The sequence below is a fragment of the Streptomyces sp. B21-083 genome, assembly GCF_036898825.1.
Lineage (GTDB): Bacteria > Actinomycetota > Actinomycetes > Streptomycetales > Streptomycetaceae > Streptomyces.
In genome coordinates this window covers 1,283,133-1,305,785 of sequence record NZ_JARUND010000001.1, presented here as the reverse complement: position 1 = coordinate 1,305,785, position 22,653 = coordinate 1,283,133, and the positions used below count along the sequence as shown (strand labels likewise).

Here is a 22,653-nt window from a genome sequence, read left to right as displayed (position 1 = left end):
CTATCGGCGGACGGTGATGCCCTTGGTCGCGGTCCCCGTGCGGTTGTCGTACACGACGACGCCCGAAGACTTCTTCCAGATCTGGATGCGGAACGTGTCCGGCTTGTCGGTCGCCGTGATGCGGAAGGCGTAGCCGTCCTTGCCGTTGACCTTGCCGGAGCCCTGGTAGACCGCCGTGGAGCCGGTGATCACCAGCCAGTCCGAGGACGTGGCACGCAGTTGCACGCCCGCCTTGGACTTCCCGGGTGCCTTCAGGTCGAAGGAGGCCGTGCCCTTCGGAACCGTGCCGCCCTTCCCGTAGGAGGCGCCGAAGGAGAAGGCCGCCTTGGCGGTCAGCTTCGGGTCGGCCGGGTAGGCGCCCGGCCGGGACGCGATCACGCCGTTGCCCGTCACGGAGCCGGCCTTGGGGTCGTACACGATCAGCTCGGGCAGCTGGCTGGTGGCCGAGGCTCCGTCGTCGTCCGTCACCGTGACCGTCGGGCGGAGGATCCCCGCCTTCAGGTAGGCGTGGCTCGCCTCACAGGTGCCGCCCGTGACCTTGCCGGCCGTCGGGGTGGTGCCGTCCTTCCAGTCGATCCTGCACGTGTGGGTGTCGGCGCTGCCCGGGTCGGTGAACTTCGCCGAGATACGGGCCGGGGTCTGCTTGCCCGCCGGGACCGGGGTCTTCGGGCCCTGGACCGAGGTGATCGACGGAGACGCGTTCGAGACCGTCACCGTCAGGGTGTCCTTGCTGCGACCGCCCGTCAGCGTGACCTCGTACGTGCCGTTGTCCCGGCAGGTGATGGTGGTCGGGATCGTGGTCCGGCTGGAGAACGTGCACGGGGTCGCCGCGCTCACGCTCCAACTCGGCGTTCCTGCCCCGGAGATGCTGCCCGTGAGCGGGATCGCGCCGCCTTCCGGGCCCGTTGTGTCCGCACCGGCGTGGACGATCGTCACCGGGTCGATGCTCGACAGGGTCGGGACGACCTTCTTGATGAGACCGTCGGCGTCGAACTCCAGCTTGTCGATGGTCGTTTCGCGGTGCATGCCGTCACCGCCGGGGATGGCGAAGCGGTGGTATGCGATGTACCAGTCGTCGGTGTTCGGGACGTGGACCACCGAGTGGTGGCCGGTGCCCTTGATGCCCAGGGAGAGGTCCTTCTGGAGGATCACCCCGCGCTTGGTCCAGGGGCCTGTCGGCGAGGAACCGGTCGCGTAGGCCACCTGGTAGTTCTCGTCCCGGGTGTCGTTCTCCGACCACATGAAGTAGTAGGTGACGCCCCGCTTGATGACGAACGAGCCCTCGTTGTAGCCGCTCGGGGTGATGTCGGTGACCTTCGACGCGTCGAAGGAGACCATGTCGTTGTTGAGCGGGACCACGTAGGCGCGGCCGTTGCCCCAGTACAGGTACGACTGGCCGTCGTCGTCGGTGAAGACCGCCGGGTCGATCATCTGGCCCGGGTGATCACCGGCCTTCAGCAGCGGCTTGCCCAGGGCGTCCTTGAACGGGCCGGTCGGGGAGTCCGAGACCGCCACGCCGATGTTCGCGTCGGCGCAGAAGTAGAAGTAGTACTTGCCGTTCCTCTCCTCCATGGTCGGCGCCCAGGCGCGGCTGTCGGCCCAGCTGACGTCCGGACCGAGGTCCAGGATGACGCCGTGGTCCTTCCAGTGGACCAGGTCGGTGGAGGAGTACGCCTTGAACTGCGTACCGCTCCAGCCCTCGAAGCCGTCGGTGGTCGGGTACATGTAGAAGGTGTCGCCGAACCTGACGATGTTCGGGTCGGCGTTCAGGCCCGGCAGTACCGGGCTCTTCATCTCCACCGCCGACACGGTCCAGGTGCGCTTCTTGCCGTCCGAGCCGGTGACCTCGTACGTGAGCGGCTTGCTGAAGTCGCGCAGGGTGCCGGAGGCGGGGCTGATGCTCGCGCCGTGGGCCAGGGTGAACTGCGGCGCCAGGGCCGTGACATCACTGCCCGGGTTGAGCGGCAGGACGACCTTGCTGTCCTTGTCGTTGATGATCGCGTCGACCTTGAGCGCCGGGTGGGTCACCGCGGCGATGCCGGTGGTGTTGCCGCCGAGCTCCAGGACCTCGGCCGGCGTCAGCGCCCGGTTGTAGATCCGGAAGTCGTCGACCTCGCCGCCGAAGTACGGGTCCGGGGAGTACAGGGACTTGCCGATGTAGCCGGAGTAGTCCTTCGACGCGTCGTACAGCTCGGACGGCTTGATGGTGACACCGTTCACGCGGGCCGTCTCGGCGCCGTTCACATAGAGGATCGCCGTCTCGGTCGCGCCGTCCAGGGTGACGGTGACGTGCTGCCACTCGCCCGCGGTGAGCGGGGAGCCGCCGATCATCTGCTTCTCACCGGACCAGGTGGCCTTGGTGATCGCGGAGAACAGTTTGCCGCTGCCGTTGGAGGGCGAGGCGAACAGGTACTTGTTGCTGTCCGGGCCGAGACCGAAGAGCCACTGGAAGTTGTCGCCGCCCTTCCACTTGACGTACGTGGAGACGGTGACGCTGTTCGTGTCCTTCAGAACCCCGTTGGGGATCTTCACGTACGGCGAGCTGGAGCTGCTGTTGCCGCCGGACATCTTGAACGAGCCGCCGTGGACGCCGGTACCGAAGTCGGGCGTACGGACGTAGGTGCCGTGGTAGCCGTGGCCGCTGGAGTCACGGGCGATGCTGCCGCCGGTTTCGTCGAAGTCGTAGTGCAGGAGCAGGTCGGCCGGGACGTCGGGGCCCTCGGCGGAGACCGTGATCTCGGCGCTGACCGCGATGGCCGAGTCGCCCGCGAGGTCGCCCGTCACCGTGAAGGTGCCGGCCTGCGCGTACTGCGACGGGGCCACGCTCGCCCAGGTGACCGCGACGGGCCGCTTCACGCCGTCCCCGGTCTCGGCGATGACGGTGGCGGGGAGGACGGGAGCCTCACCGATGCGCGTCTCGACCTTGACGTTCTCGGCGCTGGTGATGATCTGGTCCGGCTGGTAGGTGCTCAGCAGACGGTCGTACTCCGCCTGTGTGACCGGAAGTACCGTGCCGTGGCGGGGCTTTGAGGGGAGGTCGTAGTTCGTGGACGGGGTCCAGACGCCGGAGGCGAGGTCCGTCGACTCGAACGGGATGTAGCCGCGGCCGCCGAACTCGTCGGCGAACAGGTACCACTTCTCCTCGGTGTTGGACTTGAAGACCAGCGGTCCTTCGGCGGCGCTCATCGCGCCCTTGCCGATGCCCTCCGCGACGGCGTCGTAGGACGGGTTGAGGATCGAGTCGCTCTTCTCCTCGAAGATGAACTTGCTGTTGGGCGTCGAGGAGGTGTTGTTCCGCTCGTCCTTGGAGAAGCGGTAGTAGGTGTCGTTGTTCTTGATCATCGTGGAGTCGATGACCGAGTAACCGCGGTCGATCCACACCTTGGGCTCGCTGAAGGTGCGGAAGTCCCGGGTGGTCGCGTACATCATGCGGTTGTACGTGTCACCGGAGTGGTCCGCGTTGTCGTACAGCTTCGAGGCCCAGAAGACGACGTACGAGCCGAGCTTGGCGTCGTAGAACGCCTCCGGCGCCCAGGTGTTGCCGGCCGAGTCGGGGGAGATCTTCACCAGGCGCTGGTCGGTCCAGTGGACCAGGTCCGTGGACTCCCACACCATGATGGACTTGCTGCCGGTGCGCTGGGAGGCGTCCCAGTCACCGTTGCCGTAGATCCTCAGGTCGGTGGCGATCTGGTAGAACTTGTCGCCCTCGGGGGAGCGGATGATGAACGGGTCGCGCAGGCCCTTCTCGCCGAGCGTGGAGGTCAGGACGGGCTTGCCGTCGTTCAACTCCCGCCACTTCAGCGGGTCGTTGCCCTTGCTGAGGGCCGAGTAGAGCTGTTCGCCGTCCGAGGTGCCCTCGCCGGTGAAGTAGCTGAACATATAGCCCTTGAGGGCTGCCTTCGCGGGGAGTTCGGGCACCTTGGCGGTCAGTGTGCGGGTCGCGGTGGCGGTGCCCTTGGTGATCGTCGCGGTCAGGTCGACCGTGGTGCCGCCGGCGCCGTGCGCGGGGCGGTGCACCACACCGTCGGTGGCGATGACGTCCGGGTTCGCCGAGGACCAGGCAACCGCCGTGCCGTAGGCGCCGGTGGTGGGAAGCGTGATGTTGCCGCGTACGTCGTCGATGTCCGGGACGGTCAGCGCGTCCGAGGCCTGCTGGGTGGCCGTCGTGTCGTCGAAGGTGGCCGGAACCGTGATGTCGAAGGTCCTGGTGTCGCTCGCCGGGCCCTTCTTCAGGGTCGCCGTGAGCGTGGCGTGGCCGTCCGGCTGACCGGCGGCCGGGCGGGTGACCGCGCCGGAGGACGAGACGACGGAGACGTTGTCGGTCGCCCAGGTGATGGCGGAGCCTCCCGCCGGGCCCGCGCTCGGCAGTGTCAGGTCGGCGGTCACCGCACTCGTGTCGCCCAGTGTCAGGGCCGACTTGTCGGCGGCGACGCCCTGCGCGGCGATGGGGAGGGAGAGTTCCTCGACCTCCGTGCCGGCCAGCGCCCGGTTGTAGATCCGGAAGTCGCGGATGTTGCCCTTGAACAGGTTGTCGCCGGGGTAGACCGACTTGCCTATGTAGTTGGCGGTGGTCGTACCCGAGCCGATGGAACCGGGGGTGAGGGTGATCGCCGTGTTGCGGCCGACCTCCACCCCGTCCTCGTAGAGCACGCCCGTGTTGCCGGTCTGGGTGTAGGTGATCTGCTTCCAGACCGCGCGCTGCAGGTTCGTGCCCGCGGTCCGCGTCGTCTGCTCGGTCGACCAGTTGCCGCTGGCGATGGAGGTCCGGTACGAGTTGCCCGTGGTGAACAGGTAGCCGTTGCCGGCGGTGCCGCTGGTGTTGCCGAAGCCATAGATGAAGTACGGGTTGGGCTGGGTGGAGTCGACCTTCACGTCCATCGAGACGGAGATCGAGTTCATCCCGCTCATGATGTTGTCCGGCACCTTGATGTAGGTGTCGGAACCGTTGAAGGAGAGCCCGTCACCGGAGTTGGACCAGCCTGCGGTCCCGTTCACCGTGCCGGTACGGCCATTGCCCGAGGAGTCGGCGACGGTGGTGCCGGAGGCGGCGTCGAGCTTGTACCAGAGGGCCAGCCCGTCGGTGATGTCCGACGCGGCGGCGTGAGCGGGCACGGACAGGGCCAGCGGCCCCGTGAGGCCCAGCAGAAGCGATGCGGCGGTCAGTCCGGCGAGCCTCTCCGACCAGGGTCTGCTGCGGCCGCGTGATCTCGCGAGTTGCATCGTTTCGGTTTCCTCTGATCGGACACAGGGGGAGGTAACGGGAGACACCAGATTTCGTCTGTGTGTCCGCGCGTTGCGAGAGTGTCAATCGGTGCGGCCGGGGGCGTCAAGAGTTTTCGAACGACGTTCGACAGGTCGGACGTTTTGTTTTTTTGCGCGATACCTGCCAAACGGAACGGAACCTGTCACAACCGTTGACGTGCGCACCTCCCATATCTAAGTTCTGGTCGAAGTTACGTACGCCGTTCGGAATCTCGAACGCTGTGACCATGATGAAGGGGACCATTCGTGTTCCGTACCCGTCACTGGCTGACCCTCCTGGCGGCGCTGCTGGCGCTGCTCGTACCTGTCGTCGGCCTCCAGCCCGCCGCCGCGGCCCAGGGGCGTCCGTACACGAACCCCGTCAAGTCGCAGAAGGGCGCCGACCCCTGGATCGAGTACTACAACGGCAACTACTACCTGGTCACCACGTCCTTCACCGGCGTCCTGACCATGCGCAAGTCGCCGACTCTGGCCGGGCTCGCGACGGCTCCCAGTGTGCAGGTCTGGAGTGACACCACCTCGACCCGCAACAACAACTTCTGGGCGCCCGAACTGCACTTCTTCGACGGCCACTGGTACCTCTACTACTCCGGCGCGCCGAGCGGGGCCGCCTGCTGCGACCAGCAGCGGACGTACGTCGTGGAGAGCGCCGGCACCGATCCGATGGGTCCGTACACCTTCAAGAACCAGCTCACCGGGTCCAACCTCGACCCCGGCGGCTGGCTCATCGACGCCACCGTGCTGACGTACGGCAACAAGCTCTATCTGGTCGGCAGCGGCGCCATCGGCGGCAGCAAGCAGAGCCTGGTCATCGCGCCGATGAGCAACCCCTACACGGTCAGCGGTTCCACCTTCAGCCTCATCTCACAGCCGACGCTGGCCTGGGAGACCTCCGGGGCGCCCGTCAACGAGGGCCCCGAGCCGCTCTACCACGACGGACGGACCTTCCTCACCTTCTCCGCGAGCTACTGCCAGACCGCCGACTACAAGCTCGGTCAACTCGAACTCACGGGCACCGACCCGTTGTTGGCGTCTTCCTGGACGAAGAAGCAGACCCCCGTCTTCCAGCGCGACGACGCCGCCGGGGTCTACGGGCCGGGTCACAACGGCTTCTTCACCTCACCCGACGGCACCGAGAACTGGATCGTCTACCACGCCAACAACTCGGCCTCGGGCGGCTGCGGCAACGGCCGTACCACCCGCGCCCAGAAGTTCACCTGGAACGCGGACGGCACACCGAACTTCGGCACCCCGGTCGCGCTCGGCACCACACTGCCCGGCCCGTCCGGCGAGACCGCGACGACACCGACCGCGTACACGCTGGTCAACCGCAACAGCGGCAAGTGCCTTGATGTGGAGGGCGGGAACACCGCCGACGGCACCAACATCTTCCAGTGGACCTGCAACGGCGGCAACAACCAGAAGTGGCGCATCGAGGACCAGGCCAACGACACCAGCCGACTGGTCAACGTCGCCACCGGCAAGGTGATGGACACGGCGGAGTGCTCCACGGCCGACGGCGCCGATCTGCGCCAGTGGTCCTGGCTGAACAACAACTGCCAGAAGTTCAGGCTCGTTCACACGGCCACCGGTGACTACGTCCGCATCGTGAACGAGTCCACCGGCAAGGTCGCCGACGTCGCCGACTGCTCCACCGTGAACGGCGCCGACGTACGCCAGTGGTCCTGGCTGGGCAACAACTGCCAGCAGTGGCAGATCAAACCCACCACGTGAGCCGCCGGCATTGAAGGATGGTGGTGGCCCGGCCGGACCTCCGGCCGGGCCACCACCATGTGATGAACCGGGCTGCTACGACGGCACACCGGGCCGGATCCTCATCCGCGAGGGCGACGGGCCGTCGTGGTCGCGGGCGTCGACGCCCGGAACAGGCGGCTGCGGGGCTTCCGGACGATGGGCGGGAATCTGACCGCCGCGGCCCTGACCGAAGGCGGGGGAGGACGAGGCGGGGGCTGATTTCCGTTCGACGCGGGTGCGTGATCACGTCAGGATGGGCGCCATGCCGGATCTGCGAACCAAACGCCTCGTCCTCCGTTCCTGGAGCGACTCCGATCTCGCCCCCTGGGCGGCCATGAACGCCGACCCGGAGGTCCGCGAGCACCTCGGGGGCGTCCTCACCCGTGAACAGAGCGCAGCCTCCGCCGCCCACTTCCAGGCCGGCCTCGACGAACGGGGCTGGGGCTGGTGGGCGGTGGAGGTCACCGGCACCGGGGAGTTCATCGGCTTCGCCGGGCTGGACCCGGTGGAGGACGACATGGCGTTCGGCGGCGTCGAGGCGGGGTGGCGGCTCGCCCGGCGCGCGTGGGGGCACGGATACGCGACTGAGGCCGCCCGCGCGGTGATCGCTCACGCTTTCGACGAGAAGGGCCTCGGCCTCGAAGAGGTCCTGGCGATCACGACGGCCACCAACCTCCGTTCGCAGGCGGTGATGCGCCGCCTCGGCATGACCCACGACCCGGACAAGGACTTCGACGACCTGACCGTCCCGGAGGGACCGCTGCGCCGGAACGTGGTCTACGCGATCCGGGCCGGCGCCTGGCTCTGACCGGCCGGGTGGTCCGGAGGCCGGGTCAGACGTGCCGCATCCAGACGTTGGGCTCCTCGTACCCGCGGACTCGCCCCACGCCCCCGGCGGGTCCTCCGGGACGCCGCCGGAGACGTGTTGGTGTTCGACCGGGACGTCAACTGCCCCCTCTGCGTCGACGACGGGGCGATCCGGCGCGAGGTACCGCGCCGGATGCGTGCGGCGGGCGTACCGGAGACCGTGAAGTACCCGGGCCGCCCATGCTCCCCACAGCCGTACTCAGGAGCGCATCAGCAACTGGAAGTCGAAGGCGTAACGTGACGCGCGGTAGATGTGCGTGCCGAACTCCACGGCCCGTCCGGTGTCGTCGTACGCCGTGCGCTGCATGGTGAGCAGGGCCGCGCCCTCCGGCTCCTCCAGACGTTTGGCCTCCGCCTCGGTGGCCGAGCGGGCGCCGACCGTCTGGCGGGCGCTGTGCAGGGTGATGCCCGCGCTCCGCATCATCCGGTACAGGCCCGTCGACTCCAGCCGGGCGGCGTCGAGTTCGAGCAGTCCCGAGGGCAGATAGTTGCAGAGGAACGCCACCGGCTCGCCGTGCGTGCAGCGCAGCCGCTCCAGCACGACGACCTCGCTGCCCTCCTTCACCCCGAGGGCGGCGGCGACCTCGGCGGACGCCGGCTGCCGTTCGTCGCGCAGGACCTGGGTGGTGGGCCCCTGTCCGGCGGCCTCCAGGTCGTCGTAGAGACTGCTCAGTTCGAGCGGGCGCTTGACCTGGCTGTGCACCACCTGCGTGCCGACGCCTCGCCGGCGTACCAGCAGGCCCTTGTCCACCAGGGACTGGATCGCCTGGCGGACCGTGGGCCTGGACAGTCCCAGGCGGACCGAGAGGTCGATCTCGTTGCCCAGGAGATTGCCCGGCGCCAGGACTCCGTGCTCGATCGCCGCCTCCAGCTGCTGAGCCAGCTGGTAGTAGAGCGGGACCGGGCTGGAGCGGTCCAGCGTGAAGTCCAGGGTGTCGAGCGGGGAGCCGGACACCGCACGGGCACGATCACCGGGTGCCACCACGGGGACACCTCCCTTCAGTAGATGACGAAGCGTCAGGAATGGCTGGGGATGACGAGGTTGAGGCTGTCGCCCACCCGGCGGTCAGAGGTGCCTGCGGCGGTCGCCGACCTGGCGGTCGTACTCCTCCCGGGCCCGTACCGCCGACTCACGGGTGGCGGTCTCGGCGACCGGTACGTCCCACCAGGCCTCCGCCGGGGGAGAGGTCGGCGCCGGATCGGTCTCCACGTACACGCAGGTGGGCCGGTCCGAGGCGCGGGCCGTGGCCAGGGCCGTGCGCAGCTCGCCCACGGTCTTGGCGCGCAGGACGTCCATGCCGAGGCTGGCCGCGTTCGCCGCGAGGTCCACCGGCAGCGGGTCGCCGGTGAAGGTGCCGTCGGCGGCCCGGTAGCGATAGGGGGTGCCGAAGCGCTCGCCGCCGACCGACTCGGAGAGGCCGCCGATGGAGGCGTACCCGTGGTTCTGGATGAGGACCAGGTTGACCGGCAGGCCCTCCTGGACGGCGGTGACGATCTCGGTCGGCATCATCAGATAGGTGCCGTCGCCGACCAGCGACCAGACCGGGGTGTCCGGCGCCGCCTGCTGGACGCCGATGCCGGCCGGGATCTCGTAGCCCATGCAGGAGTAGCCGTACTCCAGGTGGTACTGACGGGGACTGCGGGCCCGCCACAGCTTGTGCAGGTCGCCGGGGAGCGAACCGGCCGCGTTGATGATCACGTCGTCGTCGCCGACGACCGAGTCCAGGGCGCCCAGCACCTGCGTCTGGGTGGGCACGGCGGAATCGTCGGCAGCGCTGAAAGCGGTGTCAACGACCTTCTCCCAGCGAACCTTCCCACCGCCGTACTCGGCCTCGTAAGCCGAGTTCACACGGTGATCGGACAACGCCTCCGTCAACGCCGTGAGGCCCGCCCGTGCGTCGCAGACGAGCGTGCGGGCCGCCAGCTTGTGGGCGTCGAAGGCGGCGATGTTGAGGTTGAGGAACCGCACACCGGGATTCTGGAACAGGGTGTTCGAGGCGGTCGTGAAGTCCGTGTAACGCGTGCCCACGCCGATGATCAGGTCTGCGGTGCGGGCCACGTCGTCACTCACGGCCGTACCCGTGTGGCCGATGCCGCCCAGGTCGGCGGGGTGGTCGTAGCGCAGGGAGCCCTTGCCGGCCTGGGTGGAGGCCACGGGGATGCCGGTGGCGTCCACCAGGGCCTTGAGCGCGTCCTCGGCCTGGCTGTGGTGGATCCCGCCGCCCGCGACGATCAGCGGGCGCTCGGCGGCCAGGACGGCCTGTACGGCCTCGGTCAGCTCGTACGGGTCGGGCGCGGGACGCCGGACGTGCCAGACGCGCTCGGCGAAGAACTCCTCCGGCCAGTCGTACGCCTCCGCCTGCACGTCCTGCGGCAGGCAGAGGGTGACAGCACCGGTCTCCACCGGGTCCGTGAGGACGCGTACGGCGTTCAGCGCGGACGGGATCAGCGCCTCGGGGCGCGTCACCCGGTCGAAGTAACGCGAGACCGGGCGCAGGGTGTCGTTGACGGACAGGTCGGCCTCGACCGGGTGCTCCAGCTGCTGGAGCAGCGGGTCGGCGCTGCGCGTCGCGAAGTAGTCGCCGGGGAGCAGCAGCACCGGGAGACGGTTGATCGTGGCTAGGGCGGCGCCGGTGACGAGGTTGGTGGCACCCGGGCCGATGGACGTGGTGACGGCCTGCGTCGAGAGCCGGTTCAGCTGACGGGCGTAACCGACGGCCGCGTGGACCATCGACTGCTCGTTGCGGCCCTGGTGGAACGGCATCGCGTCCTCACCGGCCTCCAGGAGCGCCTGACCGAGGCCGGCCACATTGCCGTGGCCGAAAATGCCCCACGTGCCGGCGATCAGCCGATGGCGGACGCCGTCGCGCTCGGTGTACTGGACGGACAGGAACCGCACCAGCGCCTGGGCGACGGTCAGACGGCGGACAGGGGTGGTGCTCATCAGGACTTCTCCGGGGCCGTGTAGAGGGGTAGACGGGGGTCGACGGGCTGCTCGGGCCAGGTGCCGCGGACCCAGGCGTGATCGGGGTGGTCGCAGATCAGCCAGGCACGGTCGGCCTCGGGTCCCGCCATGACGTTGAGGTAGTACATGTGGTGGCCCGGCACGGCCATGGAGGGCCCGTGCCAGCCGTCCGGGATGAGGACGACGTCCCCGCCGCGCACCTCGGCCAGCACGTCCGTGTTCCGGCCCTGCCCGGACGGGGACACCCGCTGGTAGCCGAGGCCGGGTGTGCCCTCGTGCTCCGCGAACTCGAAGTAGTAGATCTCCTCGAGGACGGACTCCTCGCCGGGCCGGTGCTCGTCGTGCTTGTGCGGCGGGAAGGACGACCAGTTCCCGCCGGGGGTGATCACCTCGACGGCGATCAGCTTGTCGCACTCGAAGACGCCGGCCGCGCCGAAGTTGTTGACCTGCCGGGAGGAGTTCCCGGTGCCGCGCAGCTCCACCGGGACCGAGGAGGCGGGCCCGTAGCGGGCGGGCAGCCGCCGGGTGCAGCGGGCGCCGGTGAGCGCGAAGCGCCCGCCCGCGGCGGACGTGATGGTCGTACGGGCGTCGCGGGGCATGTATACGAAGTCGCTGACGCCGCTGAACACGCTGTCGCGGCCCTGCACCTCGAAGGTGGAGTGGCCGAAGTCGTCTGTGGTGTCGACCGTGCAGGCGCCGTTCAGGGACAGCGCGATCCACTCGCTGTCACCGGTGGAGAAGGTGTGGGAGCCGCCCGGGGGCAGCTCCAGCACCCGGAGACTGGAGTAGCCCCAGCCCGCCTTCTCGGGGTTGACGTCGACGACGTACGGGCCGCCGAGAGCCTTGCCGGCCGGGAGGTGGTAGGCGGTGGTCATGATCTGTCGCTCCTGTTCACAGCGGGTCCCGTGTTGACCCTGTTCACGGCCGTCCCTGGGATGTCTCGGTTCACAGCAGTCCCACCGCCGTGTCCACCGCAGCCTCCACACTGCCCGAAGACGGGTAGAGCAGCGACCGGCCGACGACCAGCCCCTGCACGGTCGGCAGCCGCAGCGCCTTGCGCCAGCGCTCGTACGCGCCATCCTGGTCGTCGCCGACCTCGCCGCCCAGCAGTACGGCCGGCAGTGTCGACGTCTCCAGCACCTCGGCCATGTCGTCCGCGTCGTCGGTGACGGGGAGTTTCAGCCAGGTGTAGGCGGAGGTGCCGCCGAGGCCCGACGCTATGGCGATCGAGCGGGTGACCGCCTCGGCGGACAGGTCGCTGCGCACCCGCCCGTCGACCCGGCGCGAGATGAACGGCTCGACGAACAGAGGCAGTTGGAGCGCCGCCATGTCGTCCACGGCCCGTGCGGCGGACTCCAGGGTGGTGAGCGAGCCGGGGTCGTCGTAGTTGACGCGCAGCAGCAGCTTGCCCGCGTCGAAGCGCAGTCGGGCGATGTCCTGGGCGCGGTGCCCGGTGAAGCGGTCGTCCATCTCGAAGACCGCGCCGGCCAGCCCGCCGCGGTTCATCGACCCCATGACGACCTTGCCGTCCAGCACCCCGAGCAGCAGCAGGTCGTCCAGGATGTCGGCGGTGGCCAGCACCCCGTCCACCCCAGGCCGCGACAGTGCCACGCACAGGCGTTCGAGCAGCTCGGTGCGGTCGGCCATGGCGAGCCTTCGGTCGCCGACACCCAGGGCGCCGCGCGCCGGATGGTCGGCGGCCACGATCATGAGCCGCCCGCTGTCGCCGATCAGCGGTCGCCTGACCCGGCGGGCGGCGGCCTCCGCGACGGCCTCCGGGTGCCGGGCTCTGACCGTGGCGAGGTCGGCGATGCTGATGGTCAAGAGGGGCTCCGTTCAGGGGTGCGGGGCGCCCGTTCGGCCGCCCCCGGGATCGTCGCGGTCCGGCGTCGACTCATCGGGGCGATCCGCTCGCGAGGAGCGCGTCGACCTCGGACTCGGTCGGCATCGCGGACGAGCAGGCGAGGCGGGAGGCGACGAGGGCGCCGGCCGCGTTGGCGTAGCGCACGGTCCGTTCCAACTCCCAGCCGGACAGCAGCCCGTGGCACAGGGCGCCGCCGAACGCGTCACCCGCGCCCAGGCCGTTGACCACCTCGACGGGGATCGGTGCGACCTCGGCGGTGGTGCCGTCGCGACGCATCGCCAGTACGCCCTTGGGGCCCTGCTTGACGACGGCCAGCTCGACCCCGGCCGCCAGCAACGCCTCGGCGCAGGCCCGCGGTTCGCGTACACCGGTGGCGATCTCGCACTCGTCGAGGTTGCCCACCGCCACGGTCGCGTGGCGCAGGGCCTCGGCGTAGTACGGGCGGGCTTCCTCCGGGTCGCTCCAGGCCGCGTCGCTCCAAAGCGCCGGCCGCCAGTCCAGGTCGAACACGGTGATGCCCGCCCGGTCGCGGGCCTTGAGGGCGGCCAGTGTGGCCGAGCGGCTCGGTTCCTCGCTCAGGCCGGTGCCGGTTATCCAGAAGACGCGGGCGGCCCGGATACCGAAGAAATCCAGCTCATCGGTGCGTATCCGCAGGTCAGGAGCGGTCGGCTGACGATAGAAGTGCAGCGGGAAGTCGTCCGGTGGGAAGAGTTCGCAGAACGTGACCGGAGTGGGCAGGTCATCGACCGGCGTCACCCAGCGGTCGTCGACCCCGAACTCCCCGAGCGCCTGGTGCAGATAGTCGCCGAAGGCATCCGCGCCGGTACGGGTGATGACGGCCGAGGAACGGCCCAGACGGGCCGCCGCGACCGCGACGTTGGCTGCCGACCCGCCGAGAAATTTTCCGAACGTCTGCACTAGGGTCAGCGGTACTCCGGACTGCAGCGGATAAAGATCCACTCCGATGCGGCCCAGGGTGACCAGGTCGAAGGGCGGGGCTGACTCGGTCATGCGATGCTCCTTCGAGCTGCGGAGGATGCGGGTCCCGAGGGGTCTGTCGTCCCCCCAAGGTGTAGGACTCGGAGGGCAACGCTGTCAAGGGTTTGTTCTTACATTCTGACCTGCTCGTGAATTAATGTCTTAACAAAGTATTGACAGCGGACACGTCCAAGGAATTGGATTCGGTCCCAACACGACTGCCGTGTTCGCGGCACACGGCCCGGAGCTCCGGGACCCGGGCCCGGGATCACCACGATCCCCACCCTCTCCCCGGTCGCACAGTGAGGTGCAGGAAAGATGGCTCGCTCTTCTCGCTCCCGCAGAATCGCCCCCGTTGTTGCCGCTGCCGCGGCAACGGCCTTGGTCCTCGCGGGCTGCTCTAGCAGTTCCGGTGGCAAGAAGTCCGAGGACGGTGGCGCCGACGCTTCTGCGGGCAAGGCCACCACCCCTCGGATGACCGTCGCCCTGGTCACCCACCAGGCGCCCGGTGACGCGTTCTGGGACATCGTCCGCAAGGGCGCCCAGGCCGCCGCGGACAAGGACAACATCAAGCTCATCTACTCGGCCGACCCGAACGCGGGCCAGCAGGCCACCCTCGTTCAGAACATGATCGTCCAGAAGGTCGACGGCATCGCCGTCACGCTGGCCAAGCCGGACGCCATGAAGGGCGCCGTGGCCAAGGCGACGGCGGCGGGAATCCCCGTGGTCGGCCTCAACTCGGGCCTGAGCGACTGGAAGAAGCTGGGCCTCCAGCAGTTCTTCGGCCAGGACGAGTCCGTCGCGGGCGAGGCGTTCGGCAAGAAGCTGAACTCACTCGGCTCCAAGAAGGCCGTCTGTGTGATCCAGGAGCAGGGCAACGTCGGCCTCACCCAGCGCTGCGACGGTGTGAAGAAGACGTTCACCGGCACGCTGGAGGTCCTCAACGTCAACGGCACCGACATGCCGTCCGTGAAGTCGACGATCACCGCGAAGCTCAACCAGGACAAGGCCATCGACTACGTGGTCACGCTCGGCGCCAGCTACGCGCTGACCGCGGTGCAGTCGGTGTCCGACGCCAACAGCAAGGCCAAGGTCGCGACCTTCGACCTCAACAAGGAGATGACCGACGCCATCACGAAGGGCGACGTCCAGTTCGCGGTCGACCAGCAGCCCTACCTGCAGGGCTACTTGGCCGTCGACGCGATGTGGCTCTTCAAGAACAACGGCAACTACAGCGGTGGCGGTGAGCAGCCCGTGCTGACCGGTCCCGCCTTCGTCGACAAGTCCAACGTCGAGAAGATCGCCGCGTTCGCGGCGAAGGGCACTCGGTGATCTCGATGAGTCAGACAACGGCTCCGGCGGCGAGTTCCTCGCCGCCGGCTCCGCCGGCCACTCAGAAGGACGGCCGTACCAGTCAGCGGTCCCTGGGTCGCAGGCTCCTCGGCCGCCCCGAGGTCGGCGCGCTGATCGCGGCGATCCTCGTGTACCTGTTCTTCTTCGCGGCGGCGCCTTCGTTCCGTGAGACGAGCGCGCTGGCGACAGTGCTCTACCAGGCGTCCGTGATGGGCATCATGGCGCTGCCGGTGGCCCTGCTGATGATCGGCGGGGAGTTCGACCTGTCCGCCGGTGTCGCGGTCACCACCTCCGCGCTGACCGCGGCGATCCTCAGCTTCCAGCTGTCGATGAACGTGTGGACCGGCGTGTTCGTCGCCCTGATCGTGTCGTTGGCCGTGGGGGCGTTCAACGGCTGGCTGCTGATCAAAACGGGGCTGCCCAGCTTCCTGGTCACCCTGGGCTCGTTCCTGATCCTGCAGGGCGCCAACCTCGCCGTCACGAAGATCTTCACCGGCAACGTGGCGAGCGACTCGATCGCCGACATGGACGGCTTCGACCAGGCCAAGAAGGTCTTCGCCTCCGAGTTCACCGTCGGCGGCGTCAACTTCAAGATCACGATCGTGTACTGGCTGGTGTTCGCCGCACTCGCCACCTGGCTCCTGCTGCGCACCAGGTTCGGCAACTGGATCTTCGCGGTCGGCGGCAGCCAGGACAGTGCCCGCGCGGTCGGTGTCCCCGTGAAGTTCACGAAGATCGCCCTGTTCATGGGCGTCGGCGCGGGCGCCTGGTTCGTGGGCATGCACCTGCTGTTCTCGTTCAACACCGTGCAGTCCGGCGAGGGCGTGGGCAACGAGTTCCTCTACATCATCGCCGCGGTCATCGGCGGCTGCCTGCTCACCGGCGGCTACGGCTCGGCGGTCGGCCCGGTCATCGGCGCCTTCATCTTCGGCATGGTCTCCCAGGGCATCGTCTACGCCAACTGGAACCCGGACTGGTTCAAGGCATTCCTCGGCGTGATGCTCCTGGTCGCCGCCCTCGTCAATCTGTGGGTCCGCCGCCAGGCGACCCGGAGGTGAACTGATGACAACCAACGAAACCTCCCCCGACGACGTCTCGCCCAACGACACGCTCACCGACGACAGTTCGCCCCAAGGCGACTCGCCGAAGGACGGGCACCCGATCGTCGAACTGCGCGGCACGGGCAAGTCGTACGGCAACATCCGTGCCCTGCACGGCGTGAACCTCGCGGTCCGCTCCGGCCAGGTCACCTGCGTGCTGGGCGACAACGGCGCCGGCAAGTCCACGCTGATCAAAATCATCTCCGGGCTGCACGAGCACACCGAGGGCGAACTCCTCATCGACGGCAGCCCCGTCCACTTCGCGACACCCCGTGAAGCCCTGGACGCCGGTATCGCCACCGTCTACCAGGACCTGGCGACGGTCCCGCTGATGCCGGTGTGGCGTAACTTCTTCCTCGGCTCGGAGATGACCAAGGGCCCGTGGCCCGTGCGCCGCCTGGACATCGAGAAGATGAAGCAGACGGCGGACGCGGAACTGCGCAACATGGGCATCGTCCTGGACGACCTCGACCAGCCCATCGGCACCCTCTCCGGTGGCCAGCGCCAGTCCGTGGCCATCGCCCGCGCCGTCTACTTCGGCGCCCGCGTCCTCATCCTCGACGAGCCCACCGCCGCCCTCGGCGTCAAGCAGTCCGGTGTCGTGCTGAAGTACATCGCCGCGGCCCGTGACAAGGGCCTGGGCGTCATCTTCATCACCCACAACCCGCACCACGCCTACATGGTCGGCGACCACTTCAGTGTCCTGCGTCTGGGGACGATGGAACTGTCCGCCGCCCGCAGCGAGGTCAGCCTCGAAGAGCTCACCAACCACATGGCCGGCGGCGCGGAACTCGCGGCGCTCAAGCATGAGTTGGCGCAGGTTCGGGGTGTGGACGTGGATGAGCTTCCCGAGGCGAAGGATCTCCAGGCACCTGTCGCGACGCCCTCGCAGGGGAAGTCGGCGTAGCGCGGAGCGTGGGGGCGCACGGTTGTTCGGCGGGTGCGGGTCCATTGTGGCTGGTCGCGCAGTTCCCCGCGCCCCTGGGTCGGCCGGCTCGCCGTATGCCGAAAGGGGCACCCTTCTCCAGTGAAGAGCCGTGACGCGCTCGGCGTTCTCGTGATCGGTACCGGCAAGATGGGTGCCGATCACGTTCGTCGTATCGAGGAAGTCACCAGTGGGGCCCGGGTGGTCGCCGTCGTGGACGTCGATCGGGAGCGGGCCGAATCGGTCGCGGCCGGTGTCGACGGCTGTACGGCCTACACCGACCCCGTCGCCGCCATGGCAGCCACCGATGTCGACGCCGTGCTCATCGCCTCGCCCGGGGCCGCTCACGAGGCGGCCCTGCTCGCGGCGTTCTCGTACGACCTGCCGGTGCTGTGCGAGAAGCCGCTCACGCCCGACGCGGCGTCCGCGCTGCGAGTGCTGGAGGCCGAGCTGAGGCTGGGGCACCGGCGGGTTCAGGTCGGGTTCATGCGGCGGTACGACGCCGAGTACCTGAAGCTCAAGTCACTGCTTGACACAGGGCAGTTGGGGCGACCCCTCATGCTGCACAACCGGCATCGCAACGTGGCATCCCCGCCTTGGTGGACCAGCGCGATGCACGTCAACGACTCCGTGGTGCACGAGATGGACGTGACCCGGTGGCTCCTCGGACAGGAGATCACCGCGGTCACCGTGTTGTGTCCGAAGCCGTCCGGGAACGCGCCGGACGGACTTCAGGACCCACAGTTCGTCGTGATGGAGACCGACGGCGGTGCGATCGTCGACGTCGAGATCAACGTCAACTGCGGCTTCGGGTACCAGGTGCAGGCCGAGGTGGTGTGCGAGCGCGGGACCGCGCGGATCGGCGACGGGCACGGCATGGTCGTCAACTCGGCCGGTCAGTGGGGCGGGAGCATCGCCCAGGACTTCATCGAGCGGTTCGAGGACGCGTACGACCGTGAGGTCCAGGCATGGGTCGACGCGACCCGGCGCGGCGAGGTCACCGGGCCCGGTGTCTGGGACGGTTACGCGGTGGCCGCCGTCTGCGAGGCCGGCGTACGCGCGCGGACCGAGGGCCGGCGCGTCGAGGTGGAACTCGTCAAACGGCCCGCGCTGTACCCCTGAGGGCAGCGCGGGCCGGACGTTCGACCGGGCCTGCTCAGACCGTGCGTACGTCCTCGATGCGCACCGGGCGGTGCTCCTGGAGCGACAGCGTGCACGCGTCCGCGATCCAGCCCGCCTCCAGCGCGTCGGCGACCGTGCACGGGGACGTACGGGTGCCCGCGACGACCTCCGTGAACTCCGTCAGCTCGGCGCGGTAGGCGGGGATGAAGCGGTCCATGAAGAAGTCGTGCGGGACGCCTGCCGGGAAGGTGACACCCGGCTCCACGGAGCGCAGCGGGAGCTTGTCCTCCAGGCCCACGGCGATGCTGTCCTGGAAGCCGTGGATCTCCATGCGGACGTCGTAACCCCGGGCGTTGTGCCGGGAGTTGGAGACCACGGCGATCGTGCCGTCGTCCAGGGTGAGGATGGCGCCGGTGGTGTCGGCGTCGCCCGCCTCCTTGATGTAGGCGGCGCCGTTGTTGGCGCCCACCGCGTACACCTCGGTGACCTCGCGGCCCGTCACCCAGCGGATGATGTCGAAGTCGTGCACCGAACAGTCCCGGAAGATACCGCCGGAGGAGGCGATGTACGCGGCCGGCGGCGGCGCCGGGTCGAGCGTGGTCGACCGGACGGTGTGCAGCTGGCCCAGCTCACCGCTCCGCACTGCGGCCCGTGCGGCGACGAAGCCCGCGTCGAAGCGGCGGTTGTAGCCGATCTGGATCTCGACACCGCTGTCCTTGACGGCGTTGAGCACCGCCACGCCCTCGGCCATCGTGCGGGCCACCGGCTTCTCGCAGAACACCGGCACACCCGCTTCGACGGCGGCGAGGATCAGGGCCGGGTGGGCGTCGGTGGCGGCGGCGATCACGATGCCGTCGACACCGGCGGCCAGAAGGGCCTCCGGGGAGTCCGCCACCTGGGCGCCGAAGCGCTCGGCGGCGGTCTTGGCGGCGTCCGCGAACGGGTCGCTGAAGACGAGGGAGTCGACGGCGTCGAGACCGGCGAGGGTCTCGGCGTGGAAGGCGCCGATGCGGCCGAGGCCGAGGATTCCGATACGCATGGGCTGTGTTGCTCCTTGGATGTGGTGCGGGTGTCTTGTGAGGCAGGGGAGGTAAAGGGGGGTCAGTCGAGTCCGCCCAGGACGTTCTGGTCCCAGTCGATCACCGAACCGGTGACCACGCCCGACCGGTCGGACAGCAGGAGGACCACGAAGTCGGCGATCTCGTCCGGCTGGCCGAGCTTGCCCATGGGGAGGCGCTCGGCGGCCTGGTCGAGCCAGTCGTCACCCGCTCCGTGGAAGGCCCGCTGGGTGGCGTCCTCGCCCTCGGTCGCGGTCCAGCCGATGTTCAGGCCGTTGATCCGGACCCGGTCCCAGCGGTGCGCGTGTGCCGCGTTGCGGGTCAGCCCGATGAGACCGGCCTTGGCGGCGACGTACGGGGCAAGGAAGGGCTGCCCGCCGTGCGCCGAGGACGTGATGATGTTGACGACCGTGCCGAGCGCCTTACGGGCCACCATGTCCGCCACCGCCGCCTGCATGGCGAAGAACGGGCCCTTGAGGTTGATCGCGATGTGCGCGTCGAACAGCTCGGGCGTGGTGTCGAGCAGCGTGCCGCGCGAGGTCAGGCCCGCCGAGTTGACCAGGCAGTCGATCCGGCCGTGCGCGGCGATCACCTCGGCCACGGACGCCTTCGCCTGCTCGGCGTCCGAGAGGTCGGCGCGTACGTACATGGCCTTGCCGCCCGCCGCCGTCAGCTCCGCGACCAGCGCCTCGCCCGGTTCCGGGCGCCGACCGGTGACCGCGACGACGGCGCCCTCGCGGACCGCGGCCCGGGCGATGGCCGCCCCGACGCCCTGGCTGCCGCCGTTCACGAGGACGACCTTGTCCTGAAGAAGTCCCATGCTGTTCTCGTTCCTCAGCTCATCTGTCGTTCGGCGCCGGCCCGCAGTGACTCGCGGAGCGCCTCGGGGGTCCACTCCTCGCGCAGCGCACGCCGTACGAGGTCCGCCTGCGAGGGCGGGGCCAGGCCGTCGACCGGCGGATCCCGGTCGAGGTTGGTGGGAAAGGGGTAGCCCTCGGCCGAGGCCGCGACGACCGCCTCCAGCCATGCGTCGCCCGCTCCCTCGGCCTTGCGGGCGAGCAGCACCGGATAGACCGCGTTCACGACGGCCTCCCGGTCCACGGTCTCCATGGCCCGCCCGAACGCGGAGGACACCTGGAGGAGGTTCGCCATCCGGCGGATGTCCGCGGAGCGGTTGGTGCCTGCCGCGTGGAAGAGCGCCGGGTTGAAGAACGCGGCGTCCCCCTTGGCCAGGGGCAGCTGCACATGGTGGGCGTCGAAGTACGCCGCGAACTCAGGTAGCCGCCAGGCCAGATAGCCGGGCTCGTACGTGTGCGAGTACGGCAGGTACAGCGTCGGGCCGGACTCGACGGGCATGTCGCAGTGGGCGACCGCGCCCTGCAGCGTCAGTACGGGGGACAGCCGGTGGACGTGCGCGGGGTAGGCGGCAGCCGCCTCGGCGGACAGGAAGCCCAGGTGGTAGTCGCGGTGCGGGCTCTGCGCCGCGCCACCGGGGTTGACGACGTTGATCTGCGAGGTGACCTGGTAGCCGGGGCCGAGCCAGGCCGTCGAGACGAGGGCGACCATGTCGTTGGCGTAGTAGTCGGCGAACGCCTCCGGCGCGAGCAGGGCCGCCTTCTCCAGGGCGTTCCACACCCGGTCGTTGGCGCCCGGCTTGGCGAAGTGGTCGCCCGCGACCGTCCCGGCGGCGCGCTGGTCGGCGATGAGCGCCTCGAACGCGGCGGTCGCCCGGTCCACGACCGACAGATCGGCGAAGGCCCGCTGGAGGACCACGACGCCGGGTCCGTCGGTGAGCGCCCTGAGCAGCTCCGTCAGGACCTCCCGGCGTCCGCCCGGTGTGGTGACGGCGGCGCGCAGCCGCTCACTGTCGTAGACGAGGACGTTTTCCCGGACGGCGGTCGCGTACGGGTAGTCGGCGGCGTCGGTCGTCCGCTCGACCTCGGCGTGGAAGGTGTCGAGATCGCAGTCCTGTTCGGACAGCCACGCGGGGCGCTGTGCGGCGCTGAGGGACATCGTCGTCCTTCTCTCGAACTCTCGGTGTTGCTGTCATTGTTGTCATGACAAACTCGTCAAACAACCAGCAGGCGGCCATCAAAAACCCCTCAAGCGAAAGCCGAGGAACCTCTCCATGGGCCACCCCTTCCCGATCCGGGAGATCGCACGTCAGGCAGGCCTCAGCGAGGCCACCGTCGACCGCGTCCTCAACGGCAGGGGCGGCGTGCGCGAGAGCACCCGGCGGGAGGTGCGGCAGGCCATCGCCGACCTGGACCGACAGCGCACCCAGGTCCGGCTGGTCGGCCGTACGTTCATGATCGACATCGTGATGCAGGCGCCCGAGCGGTTCACCACCGCCGTCCGGGCCGCCCTGGAGGCCGAGCTGCCCGCCCTCCACCCTGCCGTCGTGCGTTCCCGCTTCCACTTCCGGGAGACCGGCCCGGTGGCGGACCTGGCGGCGGACCTCGACCGCATCGCCCGACGCGGCTCGCAGGGCGTCATCCTCAAAGCACCGGACGTGCCCGAGATCACCGCCGCCGTCGGCCGACTGGTCGCCGCCGGTATCCCGGTCGTCACCCTGGTGACCGACCTGCCCTCCAGCGCCCGCCTCGCCTACGTGAGCATCGACAACCGGGCCGCCGGCGCCACCGCCGCCTACCTGATGGGCCAGTGGCTCGGCGAACTCCCCGGCAACGTACTCACCAGCCTCAGCAGCGGCTTCTTCCGCAACGAGGAGGAGCGTGAGATGGGCTTCCGGGGCGCGATGAGGGCCCGGCACCCCGAGCGCGCCCTCGTCGAGATCACCGAGGGGCAGGGCCTGGACGCCACCCAGTACGACCTGGTCCGGGACGCCCTGAAACGCGACCCCGACATCCGCGCCGTGTACTCGATCGGCGGCGGCAACATCGCGACGCTACGGGCCTTCGCGGACCTGGGCCGCGAGTGCGCGGTGTTCGTCGCCCACGACCTCGACCACGACAACACCCACCTGCTGCGCGAACACCACCTGTCCTGCGTCCTCCACCACGACCTCCGCCAGGACATGCACGAGGCCTGCCGCACCATCATGCGCACCCACGGCGCCCTCCCACCCGCGGGCCCCACCCTGCCATCCGCGATCCAGGTGGTCACCCCATACAACATGCCCCCACACTGACCGCCATCAAGGCGGTTCGGGGAACTCGCGGCGCGAACTCACGCCCCCGACAGGGGCGCGGGGAACCGCGCGACCGACCACAGCGGGCCCGCGGCCGACGAACTGCCCGCTACACCCTCCCCGGGTCACGGTCGATCGAGCGGGGACTCACCCCCGCAAGGGGCGCGGGGAACCGCGCGACCGACCACAGCGGGCCGTAGCGGCCGACGAACCGCCCGCTACACCCTCCGCGGGTCACGGTCGATCGAGCGCG

Annotated in this window: 16 protein-coding genes; 7 read left to right on the top strand and 9 right to left on the bottom strand. The window is 69.2% G+C overall.

The annotated features are described in order from the left end of the window. The gene (locus tag QA861_RS05720) at nucleotides 1-5,220 is read right to left on the bottom strand and encodes a family 43 glycosylhydrolase (RefSeq protein ID WP_334587118.1); all 5,220 of its coding nucleotides are present in this window, start codon (nucleotides 5,218-5,220) and stop codon (nucleotides 1-3) included. Nucleotides 5,221-5,508: 288 nt separating this feature from the next. Between QA861_RS05720 and QA861_RS05715 the strand changes: the two genes are divergently transcribed. Further along, on the top strand, nucleotides 5,509-6,996 hold the full coding sequence (locus QA861_RS05715) for a family 43 glycosylhydrolase (RefSeq protein ID WP_334587117.1): 1,488 nt from the start codon (nucleotides 5,509-5,511) through the stop codon (nucleotides 6,994-6,996). 283 nt (nucleotides 6,997-7,279) lie between these two features. Beyond that, on the top strand, nucleotides 7,280-7,825 hold the full coding sequence (locus QA861_RS05710) for a GNAT family N-acetyltransferase (protein ID WP_334587116.1): 546 nt from the start codon (nucleotides 7,280-7,282) through the stop codon (nucleotides 7,823-7,825). A gap of 258 nt (nucleotides 7,826-8,083) precedes the next feature. Here QA861_RS05710 and QA861_RS05705 read toward each other — a convergent pair whose 3' ends face one another. The 5 genes from QA861_RS05705 to iolC all read right to left on the bottom strand — a co-directional run bounded on the left by QA861_RS05705 (nucleotide 8,084) and on the right by iolC (nucleotide 13,724). Beyond that, the gene (locus QA861_RS05705; RefSeq protein ID WP_334587115.1) at nucleotides 8,084-8,869 is read right to left on the bottom strand and encodes a GntR family transcriptional regulator; all 786 of its coding nucleotides are present in this window, start codon (nucleotides 8,867-8,869) and stop codon (nucleotides 8,084-8,086) included. An 81-nt stretch (nucleotides 8,870-8,950) separates the two neighbouring features. Further along, on the bottom strand, nucleotides 8,951-10,828 hold the full coding sequence (gene iolD / locus QA861_RS05700; protein ID WP_334587114.1) for a 3D-(3,5/4)-trihydroxycyclohexane-1,2-dione acylhydrolase (decyclizing): 1,878 nt from the start codon (nucleotides 10,826-10,828) through the stop codon (nucleotides 8,951-8,953). Then, on the bottom strand, nucleotides 10,828-11,724 hold the full coding sequence (iolB, locus tag QA861_RS05695) for a 5-deoxy-glucuronate isomerase (protein ID WP_334587113.1): 897 nt from the start codon (nucleotides 11,722-11,724) through the stop codon (nucleotides 10,828-10,830). Before iolB ends, iolD begins: the two co-directional genes overlap by 1 nt. 70 nt (nucleotides 11,725-11,794) lie before the next feature. Then, nucleotides 11,795-12,673, bottom strand: coding sequence for a Cgl0159 family (beta/alpha)8-fold protein (locus QA861_RS05690; protein WP_334587112.1), 879 nt, complete (start codon nucleotides 12,671-12,673; stop codon nucleotides 11,795-11,797). A 70-nt stretch (nucleotides 12,674-12,743) separates the two neighbouring features. Then, nucleotides 12,744-13,724 carry a 5-dehydro-2-deoxygluconokinase gene (gene iolC / locus QA861_RS05685; RefSeq protein ID WP_334587111.1) on the bottom strand — a complete coding sequence of 327 codons (981 nt, stop codon included), beginning with the start codon at nucleotides 13,722-13,724 and terminating at the stop codon, nucleotides 12,744-12,746. A 285-nt stretch (nucleotides 13,725-14,009) separates the two neighbouring features. Here iolC and QA861_RS05680 point away from each other — a divergent pair, with 285 nt between their 5' ends. The 4 genes from QA861_RS05680 (at nucleotide 14,010) to QA861_RS05665 (ending at nucleotide 18,191) form a co-directional block, all read left to right on the top strand. Continuing rightward, nucleotides 14,010-15,023 carry a substrate-binding domain-containing protein gene (locus tag QA861_RS05680; protein ID WP_334587110.1) on the top strand — a complete coding sequence of 338 codons (1,014 nt, stop codon included), beginning with the start codon at nucleotides 14,010-14,012 and terminating at the stop codon, nucleotides 15,021-15,023. 5 nt (nucleotides 15,024-15,028) lie between these two features. Beyond that, the gene (locus QA861_RS05675) at nucleotides 15,029-16,102 is read left to right on the top strand and encodes an ABC transporter permease (protein ID WP_334587109.1); all 1,074 of its coding nucleotides are present in this window, start codon (nucleotides 15,029-15,031) and stop codon (nucleotides 16,100-16,102) included. A 4-nt stretch (nucleotides 16,103-16,106) separates the two neighbouring features. Further along, nucleotides 16,107-17,051, top strand: a complete 945-nt coding sequence (locus tag QA861_RS05670; RefSeq protein WP_334587108.1) for an ATP-binding cassette domain-containing protein — start codon at nucleotides 16,107-16,109, stop codon at nucleotides 17,049-17,051. Nucleotides 17,052-17,171: 120 nt separating this feature from the next. Further along, nucleotides 17,172-18,191 (top strand): Gfo/Idh/MocA family protein, encoded by a 1,020-nt coding sequence (locus QA861_RS05665; RefSeq protein ID WP_334587107.1) that lies wholly within the window; start codon nucleotides 17,172-17,174, stop codon nucleotides 18,189-18,191. A 34-nt stretch (nucleotides 18,192-18,225) separates the two neighbouring features. Here the strand turns inward: QA861_RS05665 and QA861_RS05660 are convergent, their stop codons facing one another. The 3 genes from QA861_RS05660 to QA861_RS05650 all read right to left on the bottom strand — a co-directional run bounded on the left by QA861_RS05660 (nucleotide 18,226) and on the right by QA861_RS05650 (nucleotide 21,262). Further along, nucleotides 18,226-19,230 (bottom strand): Gfo/Idh/MocA family protein, encoded by a 1,005-nt coding sequence (locus tag QA861_RS05660; protein ID WP_334587106.1) that lies wholly within the window; start codon nucleotides 19,228-19,230, stop codon nucleotides 18,226-18,228. A 62-nt stretch (nucleotides 19,231-19,292) separates the two neighbouring features. Beyond that, the gene (locus QA861_RS05655; protein ID WP_334587105.1) at nucleotides 19,293-20,069 is read right to left on the bottom strand and encodes an SDR family oxidoreductase; all 777 of its coding nucleotides are present in this window, start codon (nucleotides 20,067-20,069) and stop codon (nucleotides 19,293-19,295) included. Between the two features lie 14 nt (nucleotides 20,070-20,083). After that, entirely contained in the window at nucleotides 20,084-21,262 is a 1,179-nt protein-coding gene (locus tag QA861_RS05650) for a phytanoyl-CoA dioxygenase family protein (protein ID WP_334587104.1), read from the bottom strand. Between the two features lie 115 nt (nucleotides 21,263-21,377). Between QA861_RS05650 and QA861_RS05645 the strand changes: the two genes are divergently transcribed. Beyond that, complete coding sequence (locus QA861_RS05645; protein WP_334587103.1) at nucleotides 21,378-22,400, top strand: LacI family DNA-binding transcriptional regulator; 1,023 nt, start codon at nucleotides 21,378-21,380, stop codon at nucleotides 22,398-22,400. The last annotated feature ends 253 nt before the right edge of the window (nucleotides 22,401-22,653 follow it).

Bases quoted from the DNA above. Each gene is read 5' to 3' on its own strand.
- QA861_RS05720 (WP_334587118.1), bottom strand. From the start codon at position 5,220: ATGCAACTCGCGAGATCACGCGGCCGCAGCAGACCCTGGTCGGAGAGG.
- QA861_RS05710 (WP_334587116.1), top strand. From the start codon at position 7,280: ATGCCGGATCTGCGAACCAAACGCCTCGTCCTCCGTTCCTGGAGCGAC.
- iolD (WP_334587114.1), bottom strand. From the start codon at position 10,828: ATGAGCACCACCCCTGTCCGCCGTCTGACCGTCGCCCAGGCGCTGGTG.
- iolB (WP_334587113.1), bottom strand. From the start codon at position 11,724: ATGACCACCGCCTACCACCTCCCGGCCGGCAAGGCTCTCGGCGGCCCG.
- iolC (WP_334587111.1), bottom strand. From the start codon at position 13,724: ATGACCGAGTCAGCCCCGCCCTTCGACCTGGTCACCCTGGGCCGCATC.
- QA861_RS05680 (WP_334587110.1), top strand. From the start codon at position 14,010: ATGGCTCGCTCTTCTCGCTCCCGCAGAATCGCCCCCGTTGTTGCCGCT.
- QA861_RS05675 (WP_334587109.1), top strand. From the start codon at position 15,029: ATGAGTCAGACAACGGCTCCGGCGGCGAGTTCCTCGCCGCCGGCTCCG.
- QA861_RS05670 (WP_334587108.1), top strand. From the start codon at position 16,107: ATGACAACCAACGAAACCTCCCCCGACGACGTCTCGCCCAACGACACG.
- QA861_RS05660 (WP_334587106.1), bottom strand. From the start codon at position 19,230: ATGCGTATCGGAATCCTCGGCCTCGGCCGCATCGGCGCCTTCCACGCC.
- QA861_RS05655 (WP_334587105.1), bottom strand. From the start codon at position 20,069: ATGGGACTTCTTCAGGACAAGGTCGTCCTCGTGAACGGCGGCAGCCAG.
- QA861_RS05650 (WP_334587104.1), bottom strand. From the start codon at position 21,262: ATGTCCCTCAGCGCCGCACAGCGCCCCGCGTGGCTGTCCGAACAGGAC.
- QA861_RS05645 (WP_334587103.1), top strand. From the start codon at position 21,378: ATGGGCCACCCCTTCCCGATCCGGGAGATCGCACGTCAGGCAGGCCTC.